The organism is Rhodopseudomonas palustris (genome assembly GCF_003226555.1).
GTDB classification, from domain to species: Bacteria; Pseudomonadota; Alphaproteobacteria; order Rhizobiales; family Xanthobacteraceae; genus Rhodopseudomonas; species Rhodopseudomonas palustris_I.
In genome coordinates, this window is the sequence record NZ_QKQS01000026.1 from 73,609 (window position 1) to 99,233 (window position 25,625).

Annotated in this window: 21 protein-coding genes and 2 riboswitches; of the genes, 15 read left to right on the forward strand and 6 right to left on the reverse strand. The window is 64.4% G+C overall.

Translation table 11 applies throughout. The features are described 5' to 3' along the window. Window positions 1-5: 5 nt before the first annotated feature. Entirely contained in the window at window positions 6-1,076 is a 1,071-nt protein-coding gene (locus DNX69_RS20725; protein WP_110787891.1) for a putative urea ABC transporter substrate-binding protein, read from the reverse strand. 75 nt (window positions 1,077-1,151) lie between these two features. Then, window positions 1,152-1,257: riboswitch (guanidine-I (ykkC/yxkD leader) on the reverse strand. Between the two features lie 203 nt (window positions 1,258-1,460). Here DNX69_RS20725 and DNX69_RS20730 point away from each other — a divergent pair. Beyond that, window positions 1,461-3,851, forward strand: coding sequence for a PAS domain-containing protein (locus DNX69_RS20730; protein WP_110787892.1), 2,391 nt, complete (start codon window positions 1,461-1,463; stop codon window positions 3,849-3,851). 21 nt (window positions 3,852-3,872) lie between these two features. On the opposite strand, the gene DNX69_RS20735 is transcribed toward DNX69_RS20730, so the two are convergent. Continuing rightward, a complete protein-coding gene (locus DNX69_RS20735) occupies window positions 3,873-4,667 on the reverse strand; it encodes an IclR family transcriptional regulator (protein ID WP_110787893.1) in 795 nt (264 codons plus the stop codon). A 360-nt stretch (window positions 4,668-5,027) separates the two neighbouring features. On the opposite strand from DNX69_RS20735, the gene DNX69_RS20740 reads away from it, so the two are divergent. The 7 genes from DNX69_RS20740 to DNX69_RS20770 all read left to right on the forward strand — a co-directional run bounded on the left by DNX69_RS20740 (window position 5,028) and on the right by DNX69_RS20770 (window position 12,605). Further along, complete coding sequence (locus DNX69_RS20740; RefSeq protein WP_110787894.1) at window positions 5,028-6,386, forward strand: aromatic ring-hydroxylating dioxygenase subunit alpha; 1,359 nt, start codon at window positions 5,028-5,030, stop codon at window positions 6,384-6,386. Then, the gene (locus tag DNX69_RS20745; RefSeq protein ID WP_110787895.1) at window positions 6,383-7,843 is read left to right on the forward strand and encodes a glutamine synthetase family protein; all 1,461 of its coding nucleotides are present in this window, start codon (window positions 6,383-6,385) and stop codon (window positions 7,841-7,843) included. The genes DNX69_RS20740 and DNX69_RS20745 overlap by 4 nt, the downstream gene beginning before the upstream one ends. Before the next feature lie 51 nt (window positions 7,844-7,894). After that, complete coding sequence (locus DNX69_RS20750; protein WP_110787896.1) at window positions 7,895-9,070, forward strand: ABC transporter substrate-binding protein; 1,176 nt, start codon at window positions 7,895-7,897, stop codon at window positions 9,068-9,070. 212 nt (window positions 9,071-9,282) lie between these two features. After that, window positions 9,283-10,149 (forward strand): branched-chain amino acid ABC transporter permease, encoded by an 867-nt coding sequence (locus DNX69_RS20755; RefSeq protein ID WP_110787897.1) that lies wholly within the window; start codon window positions 9,283-9,285, stop codon window positions 10,147-10,149. A 2-nt stretch (window positions 10,150-10,151) separates the two neighbouring features. Then, window positions 10,152-11,150: a branched-chain amino acid ABC transporter permease gene (locus DNX69_RS20760; protein WP_110787898.1), complete on the forward strand. Its 999-nt coding sequence runs from the start codon at window positions 10,152-10,154 to the stop codon at window positions 11,148-11,150. Beyond that, window positions 11,147-11,911, forward strand: coding sequence for an ABC transporter ATP-binding protein (locus tag DNX69_RS20765; protein WP_110787899.1), 765 nt, complete (start codon window positions 11,147-11,149; stop codon window positions 11,909-11,911). The genes DNX69_RS20760 and DNX69_RS20765 overlap by 4 nt, the downstream gene beginning before the upstream one ends. Further along, window positions 11,892-12,605 carry an ABC transporter ATP-binding protein gene (locus tag DNX69_RS20770; protein WP_110787900.1) on the forward strand — a complete coding sequence of 238 codons (714 nt, stop codon included), beginning with the start codon at window positions 11,892-11,894 and terminating at the stop codon, window positions 12,603-12,605. Before DNX69_RS20765 ends, DNX69_RS20770 begins: the two co-directional genes overlap by 20 nt. Before the next feature lie 14 nt (window positions 12,606-12,619). Here DNX69_RS20770 and DNX69_RS20775 read toward each other — a convergent pair whose 3' ends face one another. Continuing rightward, the gene (locus DNX69_RS20775; RefSeq protein WP_110788198.1) at window positions 12,620-15,157 is read right to left on the reverse strand and encodes an HWE histidine kinase domain-containing protein; all 2,538 of its coding nucleotides are present in this window, start codon (window positions 15,155-15,157) and stop codon (window positions 12,620-12,622) included. Window positions 15,158-15,417: 260 nt separating this feature from the next. Here DNX69_RS20775 and DNX69_RS20780 point away from each other — a divergent pair, with 260 nt between their 5' ends. After that, complete coding sequence (locus DNX69_RS20780) at window positions 15,418-16,161, forward strand: Crp/Fnr family transcriptional regulator (RefSeq protein ID WP_110787901.1); 744 nt, start codon at window positions 15,418-15,420, stop codon at window positions 16,159-16,161. A gap of 35 nt (window positions 16,162-16,196) precedes the next feature. Here DNX69_RS20780 and DNX69_RS20785 read toward each other — a convergent pair whose 3' ends face one another. Beyond that, window positions 16,197-16,928, reverse strand: a complete 732-nt coding sequence (locus DNX69_RS20785) for a Crp/Fnr family transcriptional regulator (RefSeq protein ID WP_110787902.1) — start codon at window positions 16,926-16,928, stop codon at window positions 16,197-16,199. A gap of 185 nt (window positions 16,929-17,113) precedes the next feature. Here DNX69_RS20785 and DNX69_RS20790 point away from each other — a divergent pair, with 185 nt between their 5' ends. Together DNX69_RS20790 and DNX69_RS20795 are read left to right on the forward strand one after the other, a co-directional pair. Beyond that, window positions 17,114-17,689, forward strand: coding sequence for a histidine phosphatase family protein (locus DNX69_RS20790; RefSeq protein WP_110787903.1), 576 nt, complete (start codon window positions 17,114-17,116; stop codon window positions 17,687-17,689). A gap of 53 nt (window positions 17,690-17,742) precedes the next feature. Next, window positions 17,743-17,942: riboswitch (cobalamin riboswitch) on the forward strand. Window positions 17,943-18,138: 196 nt separating this feature from the next. After that, the gene (locus DNX69_RS20795) at window positions 18,139-18,474 is read left to right on the forward strand and encodes a cysteine-rich small domain-containing protein (protein WP_110787904.1); all 336 of its coding nucleotides are present in this window, start codon (window positions 18,139-18,141) and stop codon (window positions 18,472-18,474) included. Between the two features lie 64 nt (window positions 18,475-18,538). Here the strand turns inward: DNX69_RS20795 and DNX69_RS20800 are convergent, their stop codons facing one another. Both DNX69_RS20800 and DNX69_RS20805 read right to left on the reverse strand, forming a co-directional pair. After that, window positions 18,539-19,684 carry an acyl-CoA dehydrogenase family protein gene (locus DNX69_RS20800; protein ID WP_110787905.1) on the reverse strand — a complete coding sequence of 382 codons (1,146 nt, stop codon included), beginning with the start codon at window positions 19,682-19,684 and terminating at the stop codon, window positions 18,539-18,541. Window positions 19,685-19,848: 164 nt separating this feature from the next. Next, window positions 19,849-20,292, reverse strand: coding sequence for a MarR family winged helix-turn-helix transcriptional regulator (locus DNX69_RS20805; protein ID WP_110787906.1), 444 nt, complete (start codon window positions 20,290-20,292; stop codon window positions 19,849-19,851). Window positions 20,293-20,450: 158 nt separating this feature from the next. Between DNX69_RS20805 and DNX69_RS20810 the strand changes: the two genes are divergently transcribed. The 4 genes from DNX69_RS20810 (at window position 20,451) to DNX69_RS20825 (ending at window position 25,438) form a co-directional block, all read left to right on the forward strand. Then, a complete protein-coding gene (locus DNX69_RS20810; protein ID WP_234827035.1) occupies window positions 20,451-21,650 on the forward strand; it encodes a substrate-binding domain-containing protein in 1,200 nt (399 codons plus the stop codon). A gap of 152 nt (window positions 21,651-21,802) precedes the next feature. Further along, on the forward strand, window positions 21,803-23,317 hold the full coding sequence (locus DNX69_RS20815; protein ID WP_110787908.1) for an amidase: 1,515 nt from the start codon (window positions 21,803-21,805) through the stop codon (window positions 23,315-23,317). Between the two features lie 35 nt (window positions 23,318-23,352). Then, on the forward strand, window positions 23,353-24,210 hold the full coding sequence (locus tag DNX69_RS20820) for a branched-chain amino acid ABC transporter permease (protein ID WP_110787909.1): 858 nt from the start codon (window positions 23,353-23,355) through the stop codon (window positions 24,208-24,210). A gap of 4 nt (window positions 24,211-24,214) precedes the next feature. Then, a complete protein-coding gene (locus DNX69_RS20825) occupies window positions 24,215-25,438 on the forward strand; it encodes a substrate-binding protein (protein ID WP_110787910.1) in 1,224 nt (407 codons plus the stop codon). Window positions 25,439-25,625 lie beyond the last annotated feature (187 nt).

Here is a 25,625-nt window from a genome sequence, read left to right on the forward strand (position 1 = left end):
ATCGCTTACAGCTTGCCGGCCGCGGCCATGTCCATGAAGCTCGGGTCGAACCGCAGCTTCACGTTGGACTTGTCACCAAGCACGCTCTTGTCGGCGAGCTCGATGCCGACGGCGTCGGCCGATTTCGCGCCCTTGCCGAGCAGATCCTTCTCGAACAGGAACTTGCGGACGCGGTCCATGGTGTTGCCGATCGCCGCGCTCTTGGTGAAGGTTTCGGCGTCCGCGGCCTTGCTGAACAGCTTGGTCGAGGCAAGCTGGCTCTCGAAGCCGGCCAGATCGGTGCCGGAGGCCTTCGCCATCGCTTCCTTGGCGGCCTTGGCGTCGGCGCCGTCCGCCGTCATCTTCGCCATGGTCTCGTACCAGATGCCGACCAGCGCCTTGGCGAAGTTCGGATTGTCCTTCACCACGGCGGTGTTGGCGACCATCAGATCCATGATCTCGCCGGGGATCTGCGAGGAGTCGAACACCTTGTGGGCGTCGGGCGAGGCGAGGATTTCGGAGACGATCGGATTCCAGGTCACCACCGCGGTGACGTCGGCCGTCTTGTAGGCGGCGGCGAGGTCGGCGTCGGAGGTGTTGACCACCTTGACGTCCTTCTCACTCAGCTTGTTGGATTCGAGCGCGCGGGCGAGCAGATAGTGCGACACCGAGAATTCGACCAGATTGACCTTCTGGCCCTTGATCGCGACGAAGTCCTTTTTGTCCTTCAGGATCACTGCGTCGTTGCCGTTGGAGAAGTCGCCGACGATCACCGCGGTGGTGTCGACGCCGCCGGCGGCGGGGATCGACAGCGCATCCATGTTGGTGATCGTCACCGCGTCATAGGAGCCGGCGGTGTATTGGTTGATCGACTCGACGTAATCGTTGAACTGCTTCACCTCGATGGTGATGCCGTATTTGTCCGCCCATTTCTTCACGATGCCGGTATCGGCGGCATAGCCCCACGGCATCCAGCCGACATAGATCGACCAAGCGACCTTGAAGTCCTTCTTGGGGGCGGCAGAGGCTCCGGCGACGCTCAGGGCGACGATCGAGCCGGCGAGGATCAGAGAACATAGGAAACGTGTTTTCCGCATCGGATCATTCCTCAGAATCTGGTCGCGATGAGGAATTGACGTGGACCATCGTTTGCCAATTCCTCGGCTTACGAGGTCTCCCGGGCTTTTGTCCCGCCGTGCGTCCGAAGGATTTCTCCCTTCGGGGGGCAGCTCTCGGACCAGCATCTGCGCACAGACCGGAACCCTAGCCGCCAACTCTGACTGAGATTGTTGCCTCAACTCACCGGCGTTTGGAAGTATTGCGCCGCACAAACAATGTGCAGCGTGCGACGGTTGTTTGATCAATCTGGCGAGTCGATTGGCGTTACAGGTACGATCGTATGTTGCCGTTGCCCCGATCGGCGTCGACGCCAACCGGGCGTTTGGGCTAGGCTCGGACCATCAGGCTCAGCAGAGGCGAAGGTGAACGACAGGTTGTCGGCGTCGGAACAGGCGCTCATCGATCGGGAAAGAGAGCTGGCGGAGGTTCAGCGCATCGCCAAGGTCGGCGGTGTGGTGGTGGATCTGAGCGCCGGGTTCCGCAATCATCGGTCGCCGGAGTATCTGGCCATCCACGGCCTGCCGCCGGATGCTGTGAACGAAACCCACGAAGATTGGGTCAGCCGGCTTCACCCGGAGGACCGCGAACGCGCCGAGCGGCAGTTTCTCGATCTCATCAAGGGATCCTCCGATCGCTATTCGGCCGAATATCGGATCATCCGCCCGAACGACGGCGAGGTGCGCTGGATCGCGGCGGAAGGGCGGATCGAGCGCGATGCATCGGGGCGTGCGGTGCGGATGGTCGGCGCGCATATCGACATCACCGACCGCGCGATCGCCCGCGAGATGCTGCGCGAAAGCGAGCAGCGCTTCAAGCTGATTGCCGACAGCGCGCCGGTGCCGATCTGGGTGACGCGGCTCGATCGCACCCGCAGCTTCGCCAACCGTGCGTATTGCGATTTCATCGGGCTGCCCTACGAGGACGCGCTGCAGTTCGACTGGCGCAGCATCATCCATCCCGACGATGTCGCCGAAGTGGTGCGCAACAGCATTGCGGGCGAAGCCTCGCTGCAGCCGTTTGCGCTCGAAGGCCGCTACCGCCGCGCTGACGGGCAATGGCGGTGGATCAGGTCGGAGTCGCAACCGCGATGGGACCCGACCGGCCGTCACGTCGGCTTCATCGGCGTGGCTCACGACATCACCTCCGCCAAACAGGCCGAGATCGACCTGCGCAATGTCAACGACACCCTGGAGCGGCTGATCGCGCAGCGCACCGCACAGTTGCATTCCAGCGAGTCGCAGCTACGCGCGATCCTGGAGACCACCAATCAGTATCAGGGTCTGCTCGATCTCAAGGGCCGGCTGCTCTACGTCAACGGCACAGCACTGGCGGGCATCGCGGCTGAGCCGGCCCAAGTGCTCGGTGCGCTGTTCTGGAAGACGCCGTGGTTCGCCTCCGCGTCCGGAGCATCCGAGGCGATCGAACGCGCGTTCCGCTCGGCGTGCGCGGGAGAGACCGCCCGTGTCGATTTGGAGCTGCCGCTCTCTGCCGGGTCGCGCCACATCGATTTCTCGCTGCGCCCCGTGTCGGACGCACAGGGCGGCATCATGGCCGTGCTGGCGGAAGGCATCGACTCCACCGAGCGCCGCCGCAACGAGGAGGCGCTGCGGCAGGCGCAGAAGATGGAGGCGGTCGGACAACTCACCGGCGGCGTCGCGCACGATTTCAACAACCTGCTCACGATCATCCGCTCGGCTGTGGATTTCCTGCGCCGGCGCGATCTGCCGGAGGAGCGCCGCCGTCGCTATGTCGATGCGATCTCGGATACGGCCGACCGCGCCTCGAAGCTGACCGGCCAACTCCTGGCGTTCGCCCGGCGGCAGCCGCTGTCGCCGGTGGTGTTCGATGTTGCCGCCCAGGTCCAGAGCATCGCCAATCTGATCCGCCCGCTGGTCGGCAGCCGGGTCGAGATCGACGTCGACACCGGATCGGGGCCGAACTACGCGATCGCGGATATCGGGCAGTTCGAAACCGCTTTGGTCAATCTTGCGGTCAATGGCCGCGACGCGATGAACGGCGAGGGGCGGCTGTCGATCGCGCTCCACCGCGTCGATGAAATCCCTCCGGTGCGGTCGCAGCCGGCGCGGCCGGGTGCGTTCGTGGCGGTTTCGGTCACCGACAGCGGCAGCGGCATCGCGCCGAGTAATCTCGACGTGATCTTCGAGCCGTTCTTCACCACCAAAGAAGTCGGTCGCGGCACAGGTCTCGGCCTCAGTCAGGCGTTCGGCTTTGCCAAGCAGTCTGGCGGCGAGATCAGCGTGCACAGCACGCTAGGCGAGGGCGCGACGTTCACCGTCTATCTGCCGCAGGCGCAGGCTCCGGAGCAGATTGTAGCCGCGAAGCTGTCGCGCACCGATCCGGCCGGCGGTCTTGGTCATCGCATCCTGGTGGTAGAGGACAATGTCGAGGTCGGGAAGTTTTCGACCGAACTGCTGCAGGACCTCGGATACACCATCAAATGGACGAAGACCGCCGACGAAGCGCTGGCCGCCTTGGCCGAAGACGAGTTCGCGTTCGACCTGGTGTTCTCCGATGTGATCATGCCCGGCAAGAACGGCGTCGAACTAGCAACGATCGTGCGCGAGCGTTATCCCGGGCTGCCGGTGGTGCTGACCAGCGGCTACAGCAGCGTTCTGGCCGAGAATGCGCATCAGGGCTTCGAGCTGATTCAGAAACCGTATTCGGTGGAGGCGCTGTCGCGGGTGTTGCGGCGGGCGATTTCCGAGCGCAGGACACGGCCGACCGGAGAATGAGGTCGCGGGCGGCGGACGAACTCACATCATCAGCGGCGTCGCCTCTTCGGCCATCGCTTTGAGCAGTGGCAGGAAACGGTCGATCATCTCGCCGGTGGTGATGCGGTCGACATGGGCGCCGATATTGGCGGCGGCGACGATGGTGCCGTCGTAGCGGCGGATCGGCACCGCGACCGAGCGGAAGCCGGGCTCGGCTTCGCGGTCGACCAGCGAGTAGCCTTTGGTCCGATCGGCGATGATGGTGGCAATCACCGTCTGTTTGTCGACGATGGTGTCTTCGGTCTGCTTGGTCAGCGTCATGCCGTTGATGGTCGCGGTCAGCTCGTTGTTGTCGAGCCGGCTGAGCAGCACGCGGCCGACCGAAGTGCAGAACAGCGGCAGCCGATAGCCGAGATCGATCCCGGCCGAGAACACCCGCGCCGGACTGGCGCGCGCCACGAACACCGCATCGTCGCCGTCGAGAATGGCGAGCGAGCAGACTTCCTTGGCGCCGGCCGACACCCGATCCATCAGCGGCTGCAGCACCGCGCTGATCTGGTTCGACGCCAGATACGCCGACGCGAGGCCAAGGACGCGCGGCGTCAATGCGAACAGCCGGTCGTCGCTGCTGACGTAGCCGGCACTCTGCAATGTCAGCAGGATGCGCCGCGCGGTCGCTCGCGGCAGATCGCACGCTTTGGCGACATCGCTCAGCGTCATCGGCCGCTTCTCGGCGCCGAACGCCTCGATTACCCGCAGGCCGCGCGACAGGCTCTCGATGAACTCGGCGCTCTCGGTCGGGGCATCCTTGGCGGCGGGGCGTTTCAGCTTGGGCATAAGCGGTACTTTAGTGTGGGGTTGCGGGCGAGCCCTATAGCAAGTCTCCGCGACCTATGGGCGCTGAGCTATACGATTGTTCGTTATGCGAACACAAGTTCGTCGAAGCAGTCAGCGGGTGCCATCCTCGTAGGCAGCAACCGCGGAGAATTTGCTCTTGCACGATTTGCTCTTTAGAGGCAGTTTCATTCTAAACGAACGAATGTTCGTCTATCGAACGTTTTGCTGTGCAGGGCGAATGATGGTCAGGATCAATGTCAGCGGCTATGGCACCCGCAAGCTGCTGCGCCCGCCGACCGCGATCGCTTCTGCGCTCACAAGAAGGCAGCCGGCGGAGGCTGCGCGAAGGAGGCCAACGCCATGATGAGCCAGGAACAGAATGATCTGATCACCCGGGTCGGGCCGGGGACGCCTTGCGGCAAGCTGATGCGCGCCTACTGGCAGCCGGCCGCGCTGGTCGACGAGCTGGAAGGCGAGCGGCCGATCCGGCCGGTGCGTCTGCTCGGCGAAGACTTCGTGCTGTTCAAGGACGAGCAGGGCCGCTACGGCCTGATTGATCGCGACTGCCCGCATCGTGGCGCCGATCTGGCGTTCGGCCGTCTTGAAGGCGGCGGCCTGCGCTGCGCCTTTCATGGTTGGCTGTTCGACGTCGACGGCAACTGCATCGACACCCCCGCCGAGCCGGCCGGCTCGCCGCTGTGCAAGAACATCAAGCAGCGCGCGTTTCCGGTGGTCGCCAAGGGCGGCATCCTGTGGGCCTATCTCGGCGCGGGCGAGCCGCCGGCATTTCCGGAGATCGATTGCTTCATCGCCCCCGACACCCATGTGTTCGCGTTCAAGGGGCTGATGGAATGCAACTGGCTGCAGGCGCTGGAGGTCGGCATCGACCCGGCGCACGCCTCGTTCCTGCACCGCTTCTTCGAGGATGAGGACACCTCGCAGGCCTACGGCAAGCAATTCCGCGGCGCCTCGGCGGGCAGCGATCTGCCGATGACCAAGGTGCTGCGCGAATATGATCGCCCGATCATCAATGTCGAGCACACCGAATACGGTCTGCGGCTGATCGCGCTGCGCGAGATCGACGACGAACGCACCCACGTCCGCGTCACCAATCAGCTGTTTCCGCACGGCTTCGTCATCCCGATGAGCACCGAGATGACGATCACGCAGTGGCACGTCCCAGTCGACGACACCCACTGCTACTGGTACGCGATTTTCACCAGCTACGCTGCGCCGGTCGACAAGGTGAAGATGCGCGATCAGCGCCTCGAGCTGTACGAGCTGCCGGACTACAAGTCGCGCAAGAACAAGACCAACGATTACGGTTTCGATCCGCACGAGCAGGCGACCGCGACTTACACCGGCATGGGGCTCGACATCAACGTCCACGACCAGTGGGCGGTTGAGTCGATGGGCGCGATCCAGGATCGCACCCGCGAGCATCTCGGCCAGAGCGACAAGGCGATCATCCAGTATCGCCGGCTGCTGCGCCAGGAAATCGAAAAGGCCGCCTCCGGCGCCAGGCCGTTGCTCGCCCTCGACGAGGCCGCTGCGCGCGCGATCCAGGGGCCGGCGACGATGGACGGCATCGGCCCGAGCCGCGGCTGGGAAACCTATTGGATGGAGGTCGACGTCAAGCGGCGCCGCGGTGCGCCATGGGCCGCGCCGGTGCCGTCCGAGATCGCCGCCAAGGTCCCGCATCTGACGGCCGCAGAATGAACGTGCACCAGCGATACGCAACGGGCGACAGCCTGGCGGCCCGGCACGGGCTGTGGTCCGAGGAGCAGATCGATGCGGCGGCGCGGGTCCGCCGCATCGCCGAGGAGCAGGGGCTCGAGACCATCCGGTTCTCGTTCCCCGATCAGCACGGCATCCTGCGCGGCAAGACGTTGGTGGCGTCCGAAGCGCTGAACTGCCTCGACAGCGGCGCCACCATCACCACCACGATGCTGGCCAAGGACACCTCGCACAAGACGGTGTTTCCAGTGTTCCAAGCCGGCGGCGGCTTCGGCATGTCGGAGATGCAGGGCGGCGCCGACGTCGTCATGCTGCCGGACCCGACGACGTTCCGCGTATTGCCGTGGGCGCCGACCACCGGCTGGGTGCTGTGCGATCTGTATTTCGCGGACGGCCGCCCGGTGCAGTTCGCGACCCGCGGCATCTATCGCTCGGTGCTGCAGAAGCTCGCCGACCGCGGCTACGACTACAAGGCGGGGCTCGAGGTCGAGTTTCACGTCTTCAAGGTCGAAGACTCCAAGATGCGGCCGGAGCATGCCGGCCAGCCCGGCGAACCGCCGAGCGTGAGTCTCTTGTCGCACGGCTATCAGTATCTCACCGAGCAGCGCTACGATCAGATGGAGCCGGTGCTTGAACTGATCCGCCGCGACGTCGTCGCGCTCGGCCTGCCGCTGCGTTCGATCGAGGTCGAGTTCGGCCCGAGCCAGTGCGAGTTCACGTTCCAGCCGACGGTGGGGCTGCTGCCGGCCGACCTGATGGTGCTGTTCCGCGCCGCGGTGAAGCAGATCTGCCGCCGGCACGGTTATCACGCCACCTTCATGTGCCGGCCGCGGATTCCCAACGTGGTGTCGTCGGGCTGGCATCTGCACCAGTCGCTGGTGGCGCGCGACGGCGGCGGCAATGCCTTCATGTCGGATAGCGATGTGCTGTCGGATTTCGGCAGGCACTATCTGGCCGGCCTGATGACCCACGCCCGCGCCGCGACCGTGTTCACCACGCCGACCATCAACGGCTACAAGCGTTATCGCTCCTACTCGCTGGCGCCGGATCGGGCGATCTGGGGCCGGGACAATCGCGGCGTGATGTTGCGCGTGTTGGGCGGGCCGGGCGACAAGGCGACCCGGATCGAGAACCGCGTCGGCGAGCCGGCCGCCAATCCGTATCTGTATATGTCGTCGCAGATCCTGTCCGGCCTCGACGGCGTCGATCGCAAGCTCGATCCCGGCCCCTCCGCGGATACCCCCTACGAGACCAAGGCGGATCTGCTGCCGAAATCGCTGCGCGAGGCGATCTTCGCGCTGCGCGACGATCCGTTCTTCCGCACCGCGCTGGGCGACGAGTTCGTCGACTATTATACCTTCATCAAGAATGCCGAGATCGAGCGTTTCCAGGCCGAAGTGACGGAATGGGAGCAGCGCGAATATTTCGAAATGTTCTGAGCATCGAACCGAACGCAAAATAACCGGATCAGGCAGAGGAGAGGGAGACGGATGGTGAAAGCACTCGGGTGGCTGTGCGCAGCCGCGGCGATTTCGTTCAGTGTCGGTGCGGCGCAGGCCGATACCATCAAGGTCGGCGTGATCGGCACCATGTCGGGGCCGTATGCGCTGTTCGGCCAGAACTATAAAATGGGCATCGACGCCTGGGTCGCCGAGCACGGCAACAAGGTCGGCGGCCACACCGTCGAGTTCGTCTATCGCGATGAGGTCTCGCCGAACCCGGCGCAATCCAAGGCGCTGGCGCAGGAGCTGATCGTCAAGGAGAAGGTGCAGTACATCGCCGGCCTGTATTTCACGCCGAACGCGATGGCGGTGGCGCCGCTGCTGCAGGAAGCCAAGGTGCCGATGGTGGTCATGAACGCGGCCACTTCGTCGATCACCGAGAAGAGCCCGTACATCGTCCGCACCTCGTTTACGATGTTCCAGAACACGGTGCCGGCCGCCAAGGTCGCCAAGCAGAAGGGCGCCACCAAGGTCGCGATCGCGGTCAGCGATTACGGTCCGGGTATCGATGCCGAAACCGCGTTCAAGAAGACCTTCGAAGCCGAAGGCGGCAAGGTCGTCGAGGCGGTGCGGATGCCGCTCGCCACGACCGATTTCGGTCCGATCATGCAGCGCATCAAGGATTCGGGCGCCGACATGATCTTCACCTTCCTGCCCGCCGGTCCGCCGACGCTCGGTTTCGTCAAGGCCTATATCGACAACGGCCTGAAGGCAGGGGGTGTCAAGCTGATGTCGACCGGCGACGTCGTCACCGAGCCCGATCTGCCGAACATCGGCGATGCCGGCATCGGCATCCTGTCGACCTATCACTATGCGGTGTCGCACGACTCGCCCGAGAACAAGGCGTTTCTGGCTCAGCTCGAAAAGGGCGGCGCCAAGCTCAGCGACGTCACAATGACGTCGGTCGCCGCCTATGACGGCGCCCGCCTGATCTACAAGATGATCGAGGCGACCGGCGGCAAGCAGGATCCCGAGAAGGCGATCGCGGCGGTCAAGGGCATGAAGTGGACCAGCCCGCGCGGCCCGGTGTCGATCGATCCGACCACTCGCCACATCACCCAGAACGTCTATCTGCGCGAAGTGGTGAAGCAGGACGGCAAGCTGATCAACAAGGAGATCGAGACCTTCAAGGATCAGCCGGACTGGGGACTGGTTAAGCAGTAAGCCGAAACTTTGGGCCCTTCGCGCCTTCGTTCGTGACTTGGCGTGGAGGGCCCTGCTCGACTATAGCGTCTTCCAGTTAAGCGGATCGCGATCCGCGCGAGGAAGGCGCGTCAAAATTCGACGGTTGTCGCGCCCAGTGGAGTCGGGAGTGAGGTTGTGGAGGCTGAATTGAATCGAACCAGATCGGCGACGTCCGCTTGGGCGGCTCTGTGATGCGGACGATTCTCGGAATCCTGCCGGACGCTCTCGCCTACGGCATGGTGCTGTTCACGATCTCGATCGGTTTGTCGATCATGATGGGCCTGATGCGGGTGGTCAATCTCGCACACGGCGCATTTGCGATGATTGGCGGCTACTTCGCCTCGTTTGCGCTGACCTCGCTCGGCGTGTCGTATCCGATCGCGATCCTGATCGCGGTGATCGGCGCGGTCGTGATATCTGTGCCGTTCGAGTTTCTGCTGTATCGCCGGATCTATCGTCGCTCCGACGAACTGACCCAGATCCTGCTGACGATCGGCATCACTTTCTTCATCGTCGGCGTGGCGAACTACATCTTCGGGCCAACGTCAAAGCCGATTCCGCTGCCGGAGATGCTGAAGGGGCCGTTCGATCTCGGATACCGCATGATCCCGGCGCACCGGCTGTTCGTGATCGGCTGCGGCGTCGTCACCGCGGTGGCGCTCTGGCTGCTGATCGAGAAAACGGAATTTGGCGTCCGGCTACGCGCCGCGGTGGACAATGGCGACATGGCCGAGGCGCTCGGTATCCGTACCCAGATTGTCTATTCGGTGACCTTCGCGCTTGCGGTCGGGCTCGCGGCATTCGGCGGCGTAGTCGGCGCCGAGCTACTGCCGGTCGAGCCGTTCTACGCGCTGCGCTACATGGTGACGTTCCTGGTCGTGGTCTCGGTCGGCGGGGCCGGCTCGGTCACGGGTGCGATGGCAGCGTCGCTGCTGCTCGGTCTCGCCGATACCACGGGCAAGTATCTGGCGCCGGAATACGGCGAGTTCTTCTTCTATGTCGCGGTGATCGTGATCGTCTACATCTTCCCCCACGGCCTGTTCGGAAAGGCGCACTGACGATGGCGACCTTGTCCGTCACCGCCGCGCCGTCCGCATGGGCTGGTTTCCGCAACGATCTGATCGCCGCCATGGTGATCGCCGTGCTCGGCGCGGTTGGCTGGTTCGTCTATCCCGACGATCTCGCCTTTCTGATCCGCGTGATCGGGCTCGCCTTCCTGGTGATCTCGCTCGATCTCGTCACCGGCTATTGCGGTGTCGCTACGCTCGGGCACGCGGCGCTGTTCGGCGTCGGTGCCTATGCGGCCGGGAATTTCTGTCTCGCCGGTGTCACCGATCCGATCCTGATGCTGCTGGTCGGCGCGATCGCCGGCACCGCGACCGGGCTCGTATCCGGGCTCCTGGTGACGCGCTTCCGCGGCCTGCCACAACTGGTTCTGTCGATCGCGTTCGGCCAGCTCGTCGCCGCGCTCGCCAACAAATTGTCGTCGATCACCGGCGGCAGCGACGGCCTTGCCGGCATCTCGCCGGGGCCGGTGTTGGGGATCTTCAATTTCGACATGTTCGGCCGCACCGGTTACGTGTTCTCGGTGATCGTGCTGCTGATCACGATGGTGGCGCTGCTGCGGTTCGCGCGTTCGCCGTTCGCGCTGATGTGCCGGGCGATCAAGGACGACACGCTGCGGACCCGGATGATCGGCGTCTCGGTGTATCCGCGGCTGGTGGTGATGTATTGCGTCGCCGGCGCGGTCGCCGGCCTCGGCGGCGGGCTCACCGCGATCAACACTGGTGTGGTCGGGCTCGACAGCGTCGGCTTCGAACGTTCGGCGGAAGCGCTGATCATGCTGATCCTCGGCGGCGCCGGCAATCTGTGGGGCGCTTTGGTCGGCGCCATCCTGTTCGAGCTGTTCCACCACTACGTCTCGGCCGCCAGCCCATTCCACTGGATGATCCTGGTCGGTGTGCTGCTGATCGTGGTGGTGCTGTTCTTCCCCAAGGGGCTGGTCAACGAGGTGACCCGGCGGATCGGCGATTTCAGGCAGGCGAGGGCGGCGCGATGACCACCTTGCTCGAAGTCCAGCACCTGTCGAAATCGTTCGGCGGCCTGCGCGTCACCGACGACGTCTCGTTCACGCTGTCGAGCGGCGACCGCGTCGCGTTGATCGGGCCGAACGGCGCCGGCAAGACCACGCTGGTCAATCAGCTATCTGGAGACCTGGCGCCGTCCGACGGCCGCATCCTGCTGGCCGGCGAGGACGTCACCAGCGCGTCGATCCCGGAGCGCGTCCGCGGCGGATTGGTACGTACCTTCCAGGTGACGCGGCTGTTCACCAGTCTCACGGTGGCCGAGAACGTCGCGCTCGCGGTGATGCAGCGCCGCGGCCTGACCAAGCGGATGTTCTCGTCGGTGATGGACAAAGCCGACGTGCGCGACGAGTGGCAGAGCGTGCTCAGTCTGCTCGGCATCGGCCATCTGGCGGCGACGCCGGTGACCAAGCTGGCTTATGGCCAGCAGCGGCTGCTCGATCTGGCGATCGGTCTCGCCATGAAGCCGCGGGTGCTGGTGCTCGACGAGCCCGCTGCCGGCGTGCCGCACGACGAGTCGCCGCGGATTCTCGAAGCGATCGGGCGGATGTCGCCGGAAATCGCGATCCTGATGATCGAACACGACATGGATCTAGTGTTCAAATTTGCGAGGCGCGTGCTGGTGCTGGCGAACGGCGCGCTGATCTTCGAAGGCACCCCCGCCGAGGTGAAGGAAAACGACGCCGTGCGTGCGGCCTATCTGGGAAACTACGCCGATGCCCGCCGCGCTTCTTGAGGTCGAAGGTCTCAGTGCCGGCTACGGCTCGGTCAGCATTCTGAGCGACATCGGCTTTTCGGTGCCGGCCGGCGGACGGCTGACCGTGCTCGGCCGCAACGGCGTCGGCAAGACCACGCTGCTGGCGACGCTGATGGGCCTGACCACCCACAAAGGCGGCGCGGTTCGCATCGGCGAGCGCGACGTCACCGGGCTGAAGACCTTCGCCCGCGCCGCCGCGGGACTCGGCTACGTGCCGCAGACCCGCGACGTGTTCCGCTCGCTCACCGTTGAGGAAAACCTGTTCACCGGGCTCAAGGGTCGGCCGCGGTCTGAGCTCGAGTCGGTCTACGCGATGTTCCCGCGGCTCGCCGAGCGGCGCAACCATGGCGGCATGCAGCTCTCGGGCGGCGAGCAGCAGATGCTGTCGCTGGCGCGCACGCTGCTCGGCAAGCCGAGCGTGCTCTTGCTCGACGAGCCGCTCGAGGGCCTCGCTCCGGTGATCTGCGATCAGCTGATGGAGACAATCGTCAAGCTGGCACAGTCCGGCGAGATGACGGTGGTGCTGGTCGAACAGCAGATCGAACGTGCACTCGATTTCGCCGACGACGTGCTGGTGGTCGAGCGCGGCCGTATCGTCTGGCGCGGCCGGGCGGCCGAGTTCAGGGCTGATCGCGAATTGGCCGATCGGCTGCTCGGTGTCGGTATCGGCTGATTGGCTGGAATCATTCAGCCGCCGCCATTGAGGACCACCGCGAGCGCTGCCCGAAGCGACTCGATCGAATAGGGTTTGCGCACGATCGGCAGGTCGCGCAAACGCCCCGGGATCATCGCGGTGTCGCCATAGCCGGTGGCAAAGATGAAGGGAATGCCGAGACGCGTCAGTTCATCGGCGATCGGCAGCGAGCTGCCGGCGCCGAGATTGACATCGAGGATAGCCAGCGTCGGCGGTGTCCGTGCGATGGTGAGCAAGGCTTCATCTGCCGACGCCACCGAGATCACCGACTTTGCCCCCATCGCGCCGAGCATGTCTTCGGCGTCGAGTGCGATCACCAACTGGTCCTCGACCAGCAGGATCGTCGCCGAAGCGATGTTCAACTGGTCGGTCGCGGCCGGTCGGTCGCTGCCGGGCGGGCTCGCCTGGCGCTGGGGCATCGCTGCGACGAACTGGCTGGGAATGCACAACTTCGCCACGACGCCGCCCGGCCTATAGTCGACTTCACTCGATCCGCTGAGATCGAACGGGATGCTGCGGCTCAGCAGCACCGTGCCAAATCCCTGCCGGGTCGGCGGACGAACCGGCGGACCACCGCTCTCCATCCATTCGATCTCGCAGCGTCCATCGTCGCGAATCGTCCAGGTGATCTTCAGGCGTCCCGACGATCGAGACAGGGCACCGTACTTCGCCGCGTTGGTCGCCAGCTCGTGCAGCACCAGGGCAAGCACCGAATAGGCACGAGCATCGAGTCCGACATCAGGGCCGTCGAGCGTGATCTGCGCTGCCGGATAGGGCGACAGTTCGGCGCGGATCAGATCGGGCAGCACGCCGCCGCCGTCCGAGCGCACCACCTGATCGTGTGCGAACGACAACGCCATGATCCGGCCGCGCAGGGCGATGGCGAATTCTTCGAGGGAGCGTTCATGGTCGACCGGCTGGTTCACCAGCGATTTGATCAGCGCCAGGATGTTCTTGACGCGGTGGTTCAATTCCTCGTTCAGTACCCGCTGCCGCACCTCGGCCTTCTTGCGCTCTGCCGACAGGATCTCGCTTTGACGTAGCAGTACCTCGCGCAGCCCGACCTGTACGGTCGCGGCGGTGTCGCGATCGTCGGTGCTCCATGGGATCGATTGTCTTTCGACTTGCTCTTTCCAGATCGCGAAGCTCTTGCGCGGCGTCAGCCGGTCTCCGAACGGTCCGGTTTCGTAAGTCTTGTTCGGATCGCCCGCCCAATCCAGCGTCTGCACCTGCTCCTTGCGGAAGAACATGAGGTAGTCGCTGCCGGTCTGGGACAGCGGAATTGCCAGCATCCCGGCGGCGGTCTGGGCGTAGTCGGCCGCAGCTGCAATGCGATCGGAAAGCGCATGGGTGGCGATGATCTCGCCACTGTCGCGGTCGGCAAGGAAATGCACAATCGCCGGCAGTGCGGTCTGTGGCGGCGCCAAACCGTGCGAGGTCCAGACACCGTTGATCCACAGTCCGACGCCGTCACTCGGGATCAATCTGGCGATTTGCTCGAGGTTGTCGCGAAGAAAGTCGTCCACCGATGCATCGAACGACATCTTGCTGGTGAGGCCGTCGAGCGTCTTTCGGGTCCGCAGCGAGGTCTGGAAACGCCGTTGATGATGCGTGGCCGTGAAATGCAGCGAGAAGAAGTCGGCGAACATCTCGGCGGCAACGCGCTGCGCCATCGGTACGGTGCGCGGCTCGTAGTGATGGCAGGCGATCAGTCCCCACAACGCGCCGTCGATGATGATCGACAGCGACATTGAGGCCTTGACGCCCATGTTGCGCAGATACTCGAGATGGATCGGCGAGACGCTGCGTAGATGCGCGAACGACAGGTCGAGCGCTGCGCCGGAGGCGTCGCGTTCGGGAACGATGAGGCTCCCGGCGCCGCTCGAATCCGTGATCACGCGGATCGCGTTCTTTAGGTAGAGCTGCCGGGCCTGCTGCGGAATGTCGGACGCCGGAAAGTGCTGACCAAGAAAACTCTCGAGGTCGCTTCGTTTGGCTTCGCCGATCACCTTGCCCGATCCGTCGACGGCGAACCGATACATCATCACCCGGTGATAGCCGAGCATCGCTTGCAGATAGCGCGGCACCCGCGCCGCCATCTCGTCGAGTGACTTCAGTTCCTTGGTTCGAGCGATGATCTGTCGCGTCAGCCGAAGCGGGTTGTCCGCCTCGTCGGCGGCGGCTGGCTCGAACTCGATGATCGACATGCCGTCGTGCTGATGCAGCGAGACATCGAAGCAGCGACCGGTCGCGCTGTCGCGCCAGCCGAAGATCAATGCCGGTCGCCTCGGATCGGACGCCTGCGCCAGCGCGTTGCGCAGCGTGTGCGCGTCCGCCTCGTTGAAATAATCAGCGAGCCGCTCGTCGACGCGTGGCGTTTCGCGGCCCAAAATCGCGCCGGCGTTCTGCGAGGTTCGGGTGATGCGAACGGCCTGGGCGTCGCACGCCAACAGGCAGCCGTGCGGCTGAATCCGGCCGGGAATGTGGATCGGCTCGCGATCGCACGAGGAGAGATCCACATCATTCGGCATGGTGCGGACCGCGTTGGGACGGAGCACAGCGCGCGTGACTTCGCTCCCGGCGTTTCCGGGGCGAAGGACTAAATAGTGGGGTATTAGAAGGTATTACAACGCCAAGAGCCAAATCGATCTGCCTGTGCGGTGAGCCGAGGAACCAGCCGTCCGCAGGGCCTGAGCCTGAGGCACGTGCCACGTGCCTCGCCTGGACGCTGGAACCAACTTAGCGATCCCGCATTGATTGTTCCGTTCACTAGTGGACATAGGAACAGTCAATGCTGCATTCTCCGGAGCGACCGAACAACAACTTGTTGCGAGCTCTCAGCGCGCAAGATTACGAGCTGATCCGTCCACATTTGAGGTACGAGACCAAGGCGGCAGAAGAGCTGCTGTATCGGCCGGGCGATCACGTCGGCAGTGCCTACTTTCCCTGCGGTCCCAGTCTGGTGTCATACGAAGTGACGGATGGCGACGGTCGCAATGTCGAGACCGTGCTGGTCGGCCGTGAAGGGGCGGTCGGCGGAATCGTCAGTTCCGGTTTCCTGCCGGCGTATTGCCTGATCGTCGTCAAGTTCGAAGGTCCGTTTGTCCGCGTGCCGATCGTCAACGTCCAGTCCGCCAAAGATCGCTCGCTGAGCTTCAAGAACATGTTCGCGCGCTATGCAGACTGCCTGATGGCGCAGATGTTCCAAGCGACCGCGTGCAACGCGATTCATTCGATCGAGCAGCGCAGTGCGAAATGGATCGCCGCGGCAATGGACCGCACCGGCGAAAATCTGGTGCCGCTCACCCACGACCAACTCGCGGCGATGCTGGGTGTCGGGCGCAGCTACACCAGCCGCGTGCTGCAGGTGTTTCGCCAGGAAGGTATCCTCACAACCCGCCGCGGCGCGTTGATCGTGAACGATCCCGACAAGCTGCGGTTGCGGGCGTGCCGCTGCAATGAAGCGGTGAAGGAGCACTTCGATATCGTGCTGCGCGGCGTCTATCCGGAGCCCGACGACGCGGCCGTTGCCTGATTGCACTGGGTGATCGGCGAAAAGCCGGCCGCTCTTCAGCGCGGCGGCGGGCGCTTGAGATGCAGATAGCTGGGATCGAACTCGCCGATCTTTGCCAACCCTTGCCAGTTGCGGATAGTCAGAACGCCGTAGCGGAAGTCCATTGTCTTGGAGGCCCGCAGCATCGAGATCGTCCGGTTGACAGTCGCGATCGCCATCCCGAGCGTATCACCGAGCTGGGCGAGACTGATCGGGAGCTGCATTGAATTGCCGTCCGTCAGCTTCGAGACCTCGGCGCGGTAGAACAGCTCGCAGAACAGGTGCGCCATTCGGGCTCGCATCGTCCGCGCGCTGTTGTTGGTGATCGCTTCGCGGAAGATCGCCGCATCGACCAGGGTCTCGCGCCAGATCGCGGTGCCGAGGCCGGGACGAGCCTCGAACATCCGCAGGATCTCACGATGCGGGATTGTGGCGGTGGTCGCCGGTCCGATCGCGCAGATCGAATGATCCATCCGTTCGAGAAACATCCCCTGCGAGTCAGGTAGATCGCCGACCATGTGAAACGAGAGAAACTGACGACGGCCGTTGTGCAGCAAATGATACCGACCGACCATGCCCTCGACGACCAGCGCAGCGCCTTTTGGCGATTCGCCCTGCTGGACGAGATCTTCGGTGCTATCGAGTTGGCGCAAGCTGTAGCTCAGGTTCCGAATCGCGGTCAGGTCCTCGGCCGATAGGCGGGAATGCTCCCGCAACTTATCGATCAAGACGCGGTGGACGTCCTTCATCGGATCTCCTTTTTGGAGCGTATCATCTGATACGGGATGCGTCTTAACGCTGCATGGCGGAACAAGTTGCAATACGCCGCGCGCGCCGAGATGGCGCGGCTTCTTGCCTACCTGGTCTCAGCCATGCTCTGTCGTATCGGGACGGTCTTGGCGGCATGCTGTCCGCTGCTTTGCGAGGAATTCCGATGATTGACCTCGGCCGGCTGTGGCTGGTGCGACATGCGCCGGTGGATGGCCCAAAAGGTGTGATCCACGCGCCGGACGCGGCGGTGGATCTCGGCGATACGGCAAGGCTGCGCTGGCTACGCGACATGTTGCCGTCCGGTGCGGCCGCGGTCGCCAGCCCGAGCCGGCGCACCCGCGAGACCGCGGCGGCGCTCGGCGTCGAGGCGCAGCTCGAGCCGGATTTCCGCGAGCAGGATTTCGGGACGTGGACCGGGCGTCGCCACGACGATCTGGCGCGCGAACTCGGTCCCGCTTACGACGCGTTCTGGCTGGATGCGGCTCGGCTGGCACCGCCGGGCGGCGAGAGTTTTGTGGATCAGATCGTGCGGGTTCGGCAGGGGCTTGCACGGCTCCCTGGCGGCGACTCCGTTCTGGTCGTGCATTCTGGCACCATCCGCGCCGTGCTGGCGATCGCGCTCGGAGCTTCGCCCGAAGCGGCGCTGAGTTTCGTGATCGACCCACTGTCGTTGACGCTGATCGAGCGGCTGGGCTCTGCCGCGTGGCGCATCGCTTACGTCAATCGCGTGCCGGGCTAGCGCGGACGCTTCTCCGCCGCGGCTTTTTGCTTGCACGCGGTGCTGCCGCATGCTCTGGTTTTGCCGTCTTCGGTGCCTCGCTTGCGAGGTGAAACTGGGAATACGGTGCGGTGACTTTCACCAAATCCGTAGCTGCCCCCGCAACTGTAAGCGGATCTGTCCGGATCAATCAGCCACTGCTGCCATCGGCATCGGGAAGGCGGTCCAGGCGACATCCGTGAGCCAGGAGACCGGCCGGAGACGAACAGCACCTAACCGATCGACGGCGGGTCGAGAGCGGAGCAGCGATGACCGGATTCTCTTAGCGGGCAGGGCCGTGCGCCGGCGGTGATCTGAAGTGTCATGCGACGCTCCACGCTGCCTTGCGCTTATCACCCTTCAAATGTGAACCAACCACAGCGCCGCCGCGATCGAGCCGGCGTTCCCATGCTGCGACGCGAGGAACGGTCATGGAGCCGAAAGACACCACTACCAACGAGGCCTTCAAGGGCTTCACCAACGAGGCCTGCCCGTTCCTGCCGTGCCACAGCGGCGTCGAGCGGGAGTTCAACTGCCTGTTCTGTTATTGCCCGCTGAGCGCTTATCAGTGCCCGGGGCCGTACAAGACCTTCGTCGACCGCAACGGACTGACGCGCAAGGATTGCTCGGACTGCACCCTGCCGCACAACGGCTATCGCCGGTCGTGGAATTTCATTCAGCGCTGGCTGGAGCGCCCGGTGCCCTGGGACGGCCAGCCGCAGGATCCGCGTCGGCTCAAGCGCGAAGTCTCCGACGGCGGCGAATGAACGCTGCCGTCGGCGGCTCCGTACTCCGTGCGCGGGGCAGCATCGGAGGCGCTGGCAAGCCGAGTTACAGCGAGCGGGCGATCAGCAGCTTCATCACCTCGTTGGTGCCGCCGTAGATCTTCTGGATCCGCGAATCGATGAACATCCGGCCGATCGGATACTCCTGCATGTAGCCGTAGCCGCCGTGCAGTTGCAGGCACTCGTCGACGGTCTCGACCTGCTTCTGTGTGGTCCACCATTTCGCCATCGAGGCGGTGACGGCGTCGAGATTGCCGGCGATGAGCTGCACCAGACAGAAATCGACGAACACCCGTGCGATGAAGGCTTCGGTCTTGCGTTCGGCAAGGGTGAAGGCGGTGTTCTGGAATTCGATGATCGACTGGCCGAACGCCTTGCGCTCCTTGGTGTAGTCCGAGGTCAGCGCCACGGCGCGCTCCATCGCCGCGACCGCGCCGATCGCGATGATCAGCCGCTCCTGCGGCAGCTGCTGCATCAGCTGCACGAAGCCCTTGCCTTCCTCGCCGCCGAGCAGGTTCTGTTTCGGCGTGCGGGCGTTCTCGAAGAACAGCTCGGAGGTGTCGGAGGCGTGCAGGCCGATCTTGTCGAGGTTGCGGCCGCGCTTGAAGCCTGGGTTGTCCTTGGTCTCCAGCACGATCAGCGACAGCCCCTTGGCGCCGGCGCCACCGGTGCGGGCGACGACGATGATCAGGTCGCAATTCTGACCGTTGGTGATGAAGGTCTTCTGGCCGTTGATGACGTAGTCGTCGCCGTCGAGCTTGGCGGTGGTGCGCACGCTCTGCAGGTCGGAGCCGGTGCCGGGTTCGGTCATCGCGATCGCGCCGATCAGTTCGCCGCGTGCCATGCCGGGCAGCCAGCGCCGCTTCTGCTCTTCCGAGCCGTAGTTGAGGATGTAGTGCGCGACGATGCCGCTCGACACGGTGACGCCGCTCAGCGCGTCCGGAACGATGGTCTCCATGTCCTCATAGACCGCCGCGTCGTAGGCGAAGCTGGCGCCGAGCCCGCCGTACTCTTCTGGAACGCTGGGCAGCAGCGCGCCCATTTCGCCGAGCTTCAGCCAGGCCGAACGATCGACCATCTTCTGCTTGCGCCAGGTGTCGCTGTGCGGGGCGAGGTCCTTGGCGAGGAATTTACGAAACTGGTCACGGAACGTGTCCAGCTCCTCGGTCATCCAGGGCGATCGATACTGCATGTTTCCTCACTCGAATGGGCGGCCGTTTGGCACAGCGCATCGTCCGCTGATCTAGGCCAGTTCGGCGGTGCAGGATAGACGTTACGACCGCCGCATCTTGCGGCGTGTCGCTGCAGGCGCAAGCGCTGTTCGCGGCCGCAGCACGCGGAATGCTGGAATGTCGCTCAGGTCGCGCTGTCGATCAGGCTTTCCAGCAGACGCTTCAGCTCGGCGGTGGCTTTGTCGCCGTAGTTCTCGGCGATATGCGCCTCCTGGCTCAACGCAAGTGCGTTCAGCCGCTGGGTCAGCGCCTTGCCGCGGTCGGAGCTGTGCATCAGCACCTTGCGGCGGTCCTCCGGATCCTGAACCCGGTACACCAGCGAATCCGAAACCATCCGGTCGATGATCTTGGTCAGCGTCGGATGATTGAGCAGCACCGCCTCGGCGAGCTCGCCCATCGAATGGCCCTTGCCGTCGGACAGCACCTTGAGGATGCGCCACTGTTCCACCGGCACCCCTTCGCCGCGCAGTCGCGCTTCGAGCTGGCGGTTGATCTCACGATTGGCCTGCGCCAGCAGGTAGGCGAGATGTTCCGTGATCGGCGGATTGCGACTGGGCGATTTGGCCACGATGAGACTTTATCGTTCCGTTTGAGTGAATCGGATGCGCAGTTTGCTGCATCTATATGCACAGCAATCCTTGAAGATTCAATATTTTCGAATAGCATCAATCGTCGAACCCGGGGAGGGGACTTCGGCGGGATCACCCGCACCAGGCAGGAGAGGGCGTGCTTTCGGCTGTCGATCTCGGACATAGTGGGCTCGGATACAGTGGCGCCTATGGCATGCCGCCGCTCGGCTTTCTCGAGCGCGGCGCACTTGCCGACGCGCGTTGGGTGGAAGGGCCGGGGGACGGCGGCGGAGCGGCGTCGCGCCGCGCGCGCAACAAGCTTCGCGTTGCGAATTTTGTCACCTTCCAGGGCTCGCCTGGGCTGTGGGGCCCGGCATCGACCAATGCGGCGCTGCTCGCAGCGGCCGAGATCAACAAACGTGGCGGCATCCTCGGCCGCGAGATCGAGCTGGTGTTCAGCGATGCCGGCGGCCCGATCGAGGACGTCGTCCATCGTGTCTCGCTGGCGGTGGATTACGACGACGTCGATATCGTGATGGGCTCGCATATCAGCGCCGTGCGAGTCGCCTTGCGCAAAGCCATTCGCGGCCGGGTGCCGTACATCTACACGCCGGTCTATGAAGGCGGCGAGCGGACCCCCGGGGTGATGGCGATCGGCGAAACCCCGCGCTGGCAGAGCCGGCCGGCGATCGACTGGCTGGCGCGGGAGAAGAGAGCGCAGCGCTGGTATCTGATCGGCAGCGACTACGTCTGGCCGTGGCTGTCGCACCGTGCGGTCAAGAAATACATCAAGGACGCCGGCGGCAAGGTGGTCGGCGAGGAGTTCGTGCCGCTCGGCGAGGACGATCACGAACGCCATCTCGACCGGATCCGGGCCGCCCAGCCCGACGTGGTGCTGATCTCACTGATCGGCAACGACAGCGTCACCTTCAATCGCGCCTTTGCCGAAGCGGGGCTTTCTCGCCACATCCTGCGGCTCGCCGGCGCGATGGACGAGACCGTGCTGCTCGGGATCGGCGCCGACAACACCGAGAATCTGTTCTGCGCCTCGGGCTATTTCGGCTGCCACGACAGCGCCGCCAACGACGCGTTCCGCGATTCCTATCGGCGGATGTTCGGGCCGACCGCGCCGCCGATCGGCTCGGTTGGGCAATCGAACTACGAGGGCTTGCGGTTTCTGGCGACGATTGCCGAGAAAGCGCAGACGTTGGCGGCCCGTCCGCTGCTGCAGGCGGCGCGAAACGTGGTGTATCAGGGCGGCCGCGGCGAGGTGACGATCCGGGACGGCCGCGCCCGGATGACGATGCATCTCGCCGAAGCCGACGGCCTGGATTTCAAGCTGCTCCGCACGTTCTGAATCGAACCAGTTCGTCAGTATCGGCTCGTCGCAAAATAATACTTGAAAAGGAAAATATTTCCTTGTGTATTAACGCCGTGACGCGGCGGCGCTGCTGCAAGCCGCCGCCGGCGTCCCTCCCCGGGTCGCCATTTACGCGCAGGAGAAACAACTTGGCCGTTTCGCTTCCCACCCCCACGCAGATTCTCGAAGTCGCCGATCAGTGCGGCTTGTCGCTCACCGACGACGATATCGTCTCGTTCCGTGGGTTGATGCAGCCGTCGATCGACGCCTACAACGTGGTCGCAGCGCTGCCCGACGAAGTGCCGCTGGTGAAGTATCCGCGCACGCCCGGCTACACGCCCGGCGCGGAAGACAACCCGCGCAACGCCTGGTATCGCAAGTCGAGCGTGAAGGGCGCGGCGTCGGGGAAGCTCAAGGGCAAGACCATCGCGCTGAAGGACAACATCATGCTGGCCGGCGTGCCGATGATGAACGGCTCTTCGACTCTCGAAGGCTACGTGCCGGATTTCGACGCCACTGTCGTCACCCGCATTCTCGATGCCGGCGGCGAGATTCTCGGCAAAACCCATTGTGAGCATTTCTGCATGTCCGGCGGCAGCCACACCGGCTCCAATGGTCCGGTGCACAATCCGCACAAGATGGGCTACTCGGCCGGCGGCTCGTCGTCGGGCAGCGCCGTGGTGGTCGCGCTCGGTGAAGCCGATATGGCGATGGGCGGCGACCAGGGCGGCTCGATCCGGATGCCGTCGTCGTTCAGCGGCACCTACGGCATGAAGCCGACCTGGGGGCTGGTGCCCTACACCGGCATCATGCCGATCGAGATCTATGTCGATCACACCGGTCCGATGACCGCGAACGTCGAAGACAATGCGCTGCTGCTCGAAGTCATCGCCGGCGACGACGGTTACGATCCGCGGATCCGTGCGCCCAAGGTGCACGAGTATACCAAGGCGCTCGGCCAGGGCGTCAAGGGCATGAAGATCGGCATCGTCCGCGAAGGCTTCGAACAGCCCGGCGCCGAACCTGCGGTCAACGAAAGTGTCCGCGAAGCCGCCAAGAAGCTGGCGAGCCTCGGTGCCACCGTCGAGGAGATCTCGATCCCGGCGCACAATCTCGCCGGCGCGGTGTGGATGCCGATCGGCACCGAAGGCATGACCCAGACCATGATGTTCGGCGACGGCTACGGCCTCAGTCGCCCGGATCTGTACTCGACCACGTTGATGAAGGCGCATCGCGGTTGGCGCGGCCAGGCGGACTCGCTGTCCGAAACCACCAAGATGATGCTGCTGCTCGGCACCTACATCAACAACACCTTCGGGCCGCGCTATTACGGCAAGGCTCTCAACATCTCGCGCCGGATCGCCGCGGCCTACGACGCCGCGCTGGCGAACTTCGACCTGCTGCTGATGCCGACCACGCCGATGAAGGCGACGCCGCTGCCGGCGCCGAATGCGCCGCGCGAGGAGGTGATCGGCCGCGCCTTCGAGATGATCAGCAACACCGCGCCGTTCGACATCACCCACCATCCGGCGATGTCGATCCCGTGCGGCATGGTCGATGGCCTGCCGATCGGGCTGATGCTGGTCGGCAAGCACTTCGACGAGCCGACGATCTACCGCGCCGCCCACGCCTTCGAGCAGTCGGGCGACTGGAAGAAGATGTAGCCCAGGCGCGATGTCCGTCAGCCGGTAAGGTCCGAATGGAAAACCTGTTCGCTGCTTTGTTCGAAATCCTGAGCTTCGGTTCCATCGTCGTGCTGGTGGTGCTGGGGCTCGGGATCATCGCCAGCATGATGGGCATCTTCAACTTCGCGCAGGGCGAGTTCGTCCTGCTCGGCGCCTACATCACCTATCTGGCCCACACCGCCGGCCTGCCGGTGTGGACCGGCATGGTCGCGGCGCCGTTCCTGGTCGGTGCGTTCGGCCTGGTGCTCGAACGACTGATCGTGCGGCGATTCTACGCCGCACCGATCGTGGCGATGCTCGGCACCTACGCGCTCGGTCTGATCATCCGCGAGATCGTCCGCGGCCTGATCGGTGGGCTCTATATTTCGGTGCCGGAGCCGGTCGGCGGTTCGATCACCATCGGTGATGTCCATCTGTCGACCTGGCGGCTGGTGATCATCGTGATCACTGCGCTGGTGATGGTCGGCAGCTATCTCTTGCTGTCGCGCACCTCGTTCGGCCTACGGGTGCGGGCGTCGCTGGAGAACCCGGCGCTGGCGCGCGCGTCCGGCATCTCCACCAACGCGATCTACGGCGCCACCTTCGCGTTCGGTGCGGCGCTCGCCGGTCTCGCCGGTGCGCTGATCGTGCCGGTGTTCTCGCTGTTCGCCGATCTCGGGCTGCGCTTCTTGATCCAGGGCTTCATCGCCGTGATGGTCGGCGGCGTCGGTTCGTTCGCCGGTCCGGTCGCCGGTGCAGGCATCATCGGCACGCTGTCGGCGGCACTTCCCTGGGTGATCCAGCCGGTGATCGCCGACGTCCTCGTGTTCGTGATCGCGATCGTCTTCATCAAATTCCGGCCGCAGGGCCTCGTTTCGGGAAAAGGGATCTAGCCTGATGTCCAGCGACTCCGATCTTCAGCTCAATCGCCGCCGCTTTCTGTCCAACTTCGCCTTCGCCTCGACCGCGATCGCCACCGGAGTCGGAAGCTGGGTGATCCCCGCGGACTGGGCGAACGCGGCGGCCGGCCCGATCAAGGTCGGCATCGCGACCGATCTCACCGGCCCGATCGGCTACGCCGGCAACGCCGACGCCAACGTCGCCAAGATGGTGGTGAAGCAGATCAACGATGCCGGCGGTCTGCTCGGCCGCCCGCTGGAACTGCACATCGAGGACACCGCGTCGAACGAGGCCGTCGCGGTCGGCAACGTCCGCAAGCTGATCCAGCGCGACAAGGTCGATGTCGTGCTCGGTGGCGTCACTTCGTCGATGCGCAACGCCATCAAGGACGTCATCGTCGCCCGCGGCAAGACGCTGTACATCTATCCGCAGCTCTACGAAGGCAAGGAATGCACGCCGTATCTGTTCTGCACCGGCCCGACCCCGGCGCAGCAATGTGACGAGTTCATTCCGTGGCTGATCAAGAACGGCGGCAAGAAGTTCGCGCTGCCGAGCGCCAATTACGTCTGGCCGCACACCCTCAACGTTTATGCCCGCAAGGTGATCGAGGCCAATGGCGGCGAGGTCGTGCTGGAGGAGTATTACCCGCTCGATCAGATCGACTTCTCGTCGACCGTCAACCGCATCATCGCCAACAAGGTCGACGTGGTGTTCAACACCGTGATCCCGCCCGGCGTCGGTCCGTTCTTCAAGCAGCTCTACGAGGCCGGCTTTCTCAAGAACGGCGGCCGGCTGTCCTGCGTGTATTACGACGAGAACACGCTCGGCATCAATCAGCCGAACGAGATCGAAGGGCTTGCGAGCTGCCTCGATTATTTCAAGGCGGTGGCCAAGACCGATCCGGTCAGCGCCAAGATCCAGGCCGAGTACGACAAGGAATTCCCCGGCACCTTCCTGTTCGCCGCGGGCAGCGCTGCCACCGGCACCTATCGCGGCCTGAAATTGTGGGAAGCGGCGGTGAAGGAAGCCGGCAAGATCGACCGTGACGGCGTCGCCGCGGCGCTCGACCACGCCAAGATCGCCGAAGGTCCGGGCGGCCCCGCCGAAATGGTGCCGGGCAAGCGCCACTGCAAAATGAACATGTACACGGCGGTTGCCAAGAACGGCAATTACGAGATCGTCGAGCGCAGCAAGGGTCTGGTCGACCCGAAGGAATGCTGATGCGGTCGCCAACGTCTTGCACTGGCAAAACTTCACATGCTGAGCCGCGTCGGCTCGCGCGGACTTCACCTCTCCCCGCGTGCGGGGAGAGGTCGACCGGCGTCGCGAAGCGAGGTCGGTCGGGTGAGGGGGCGCTTCCACGCCGCCGAGCCTTTGCGACTCGCTGCGGCGGGGGGGGGGGGGGGGG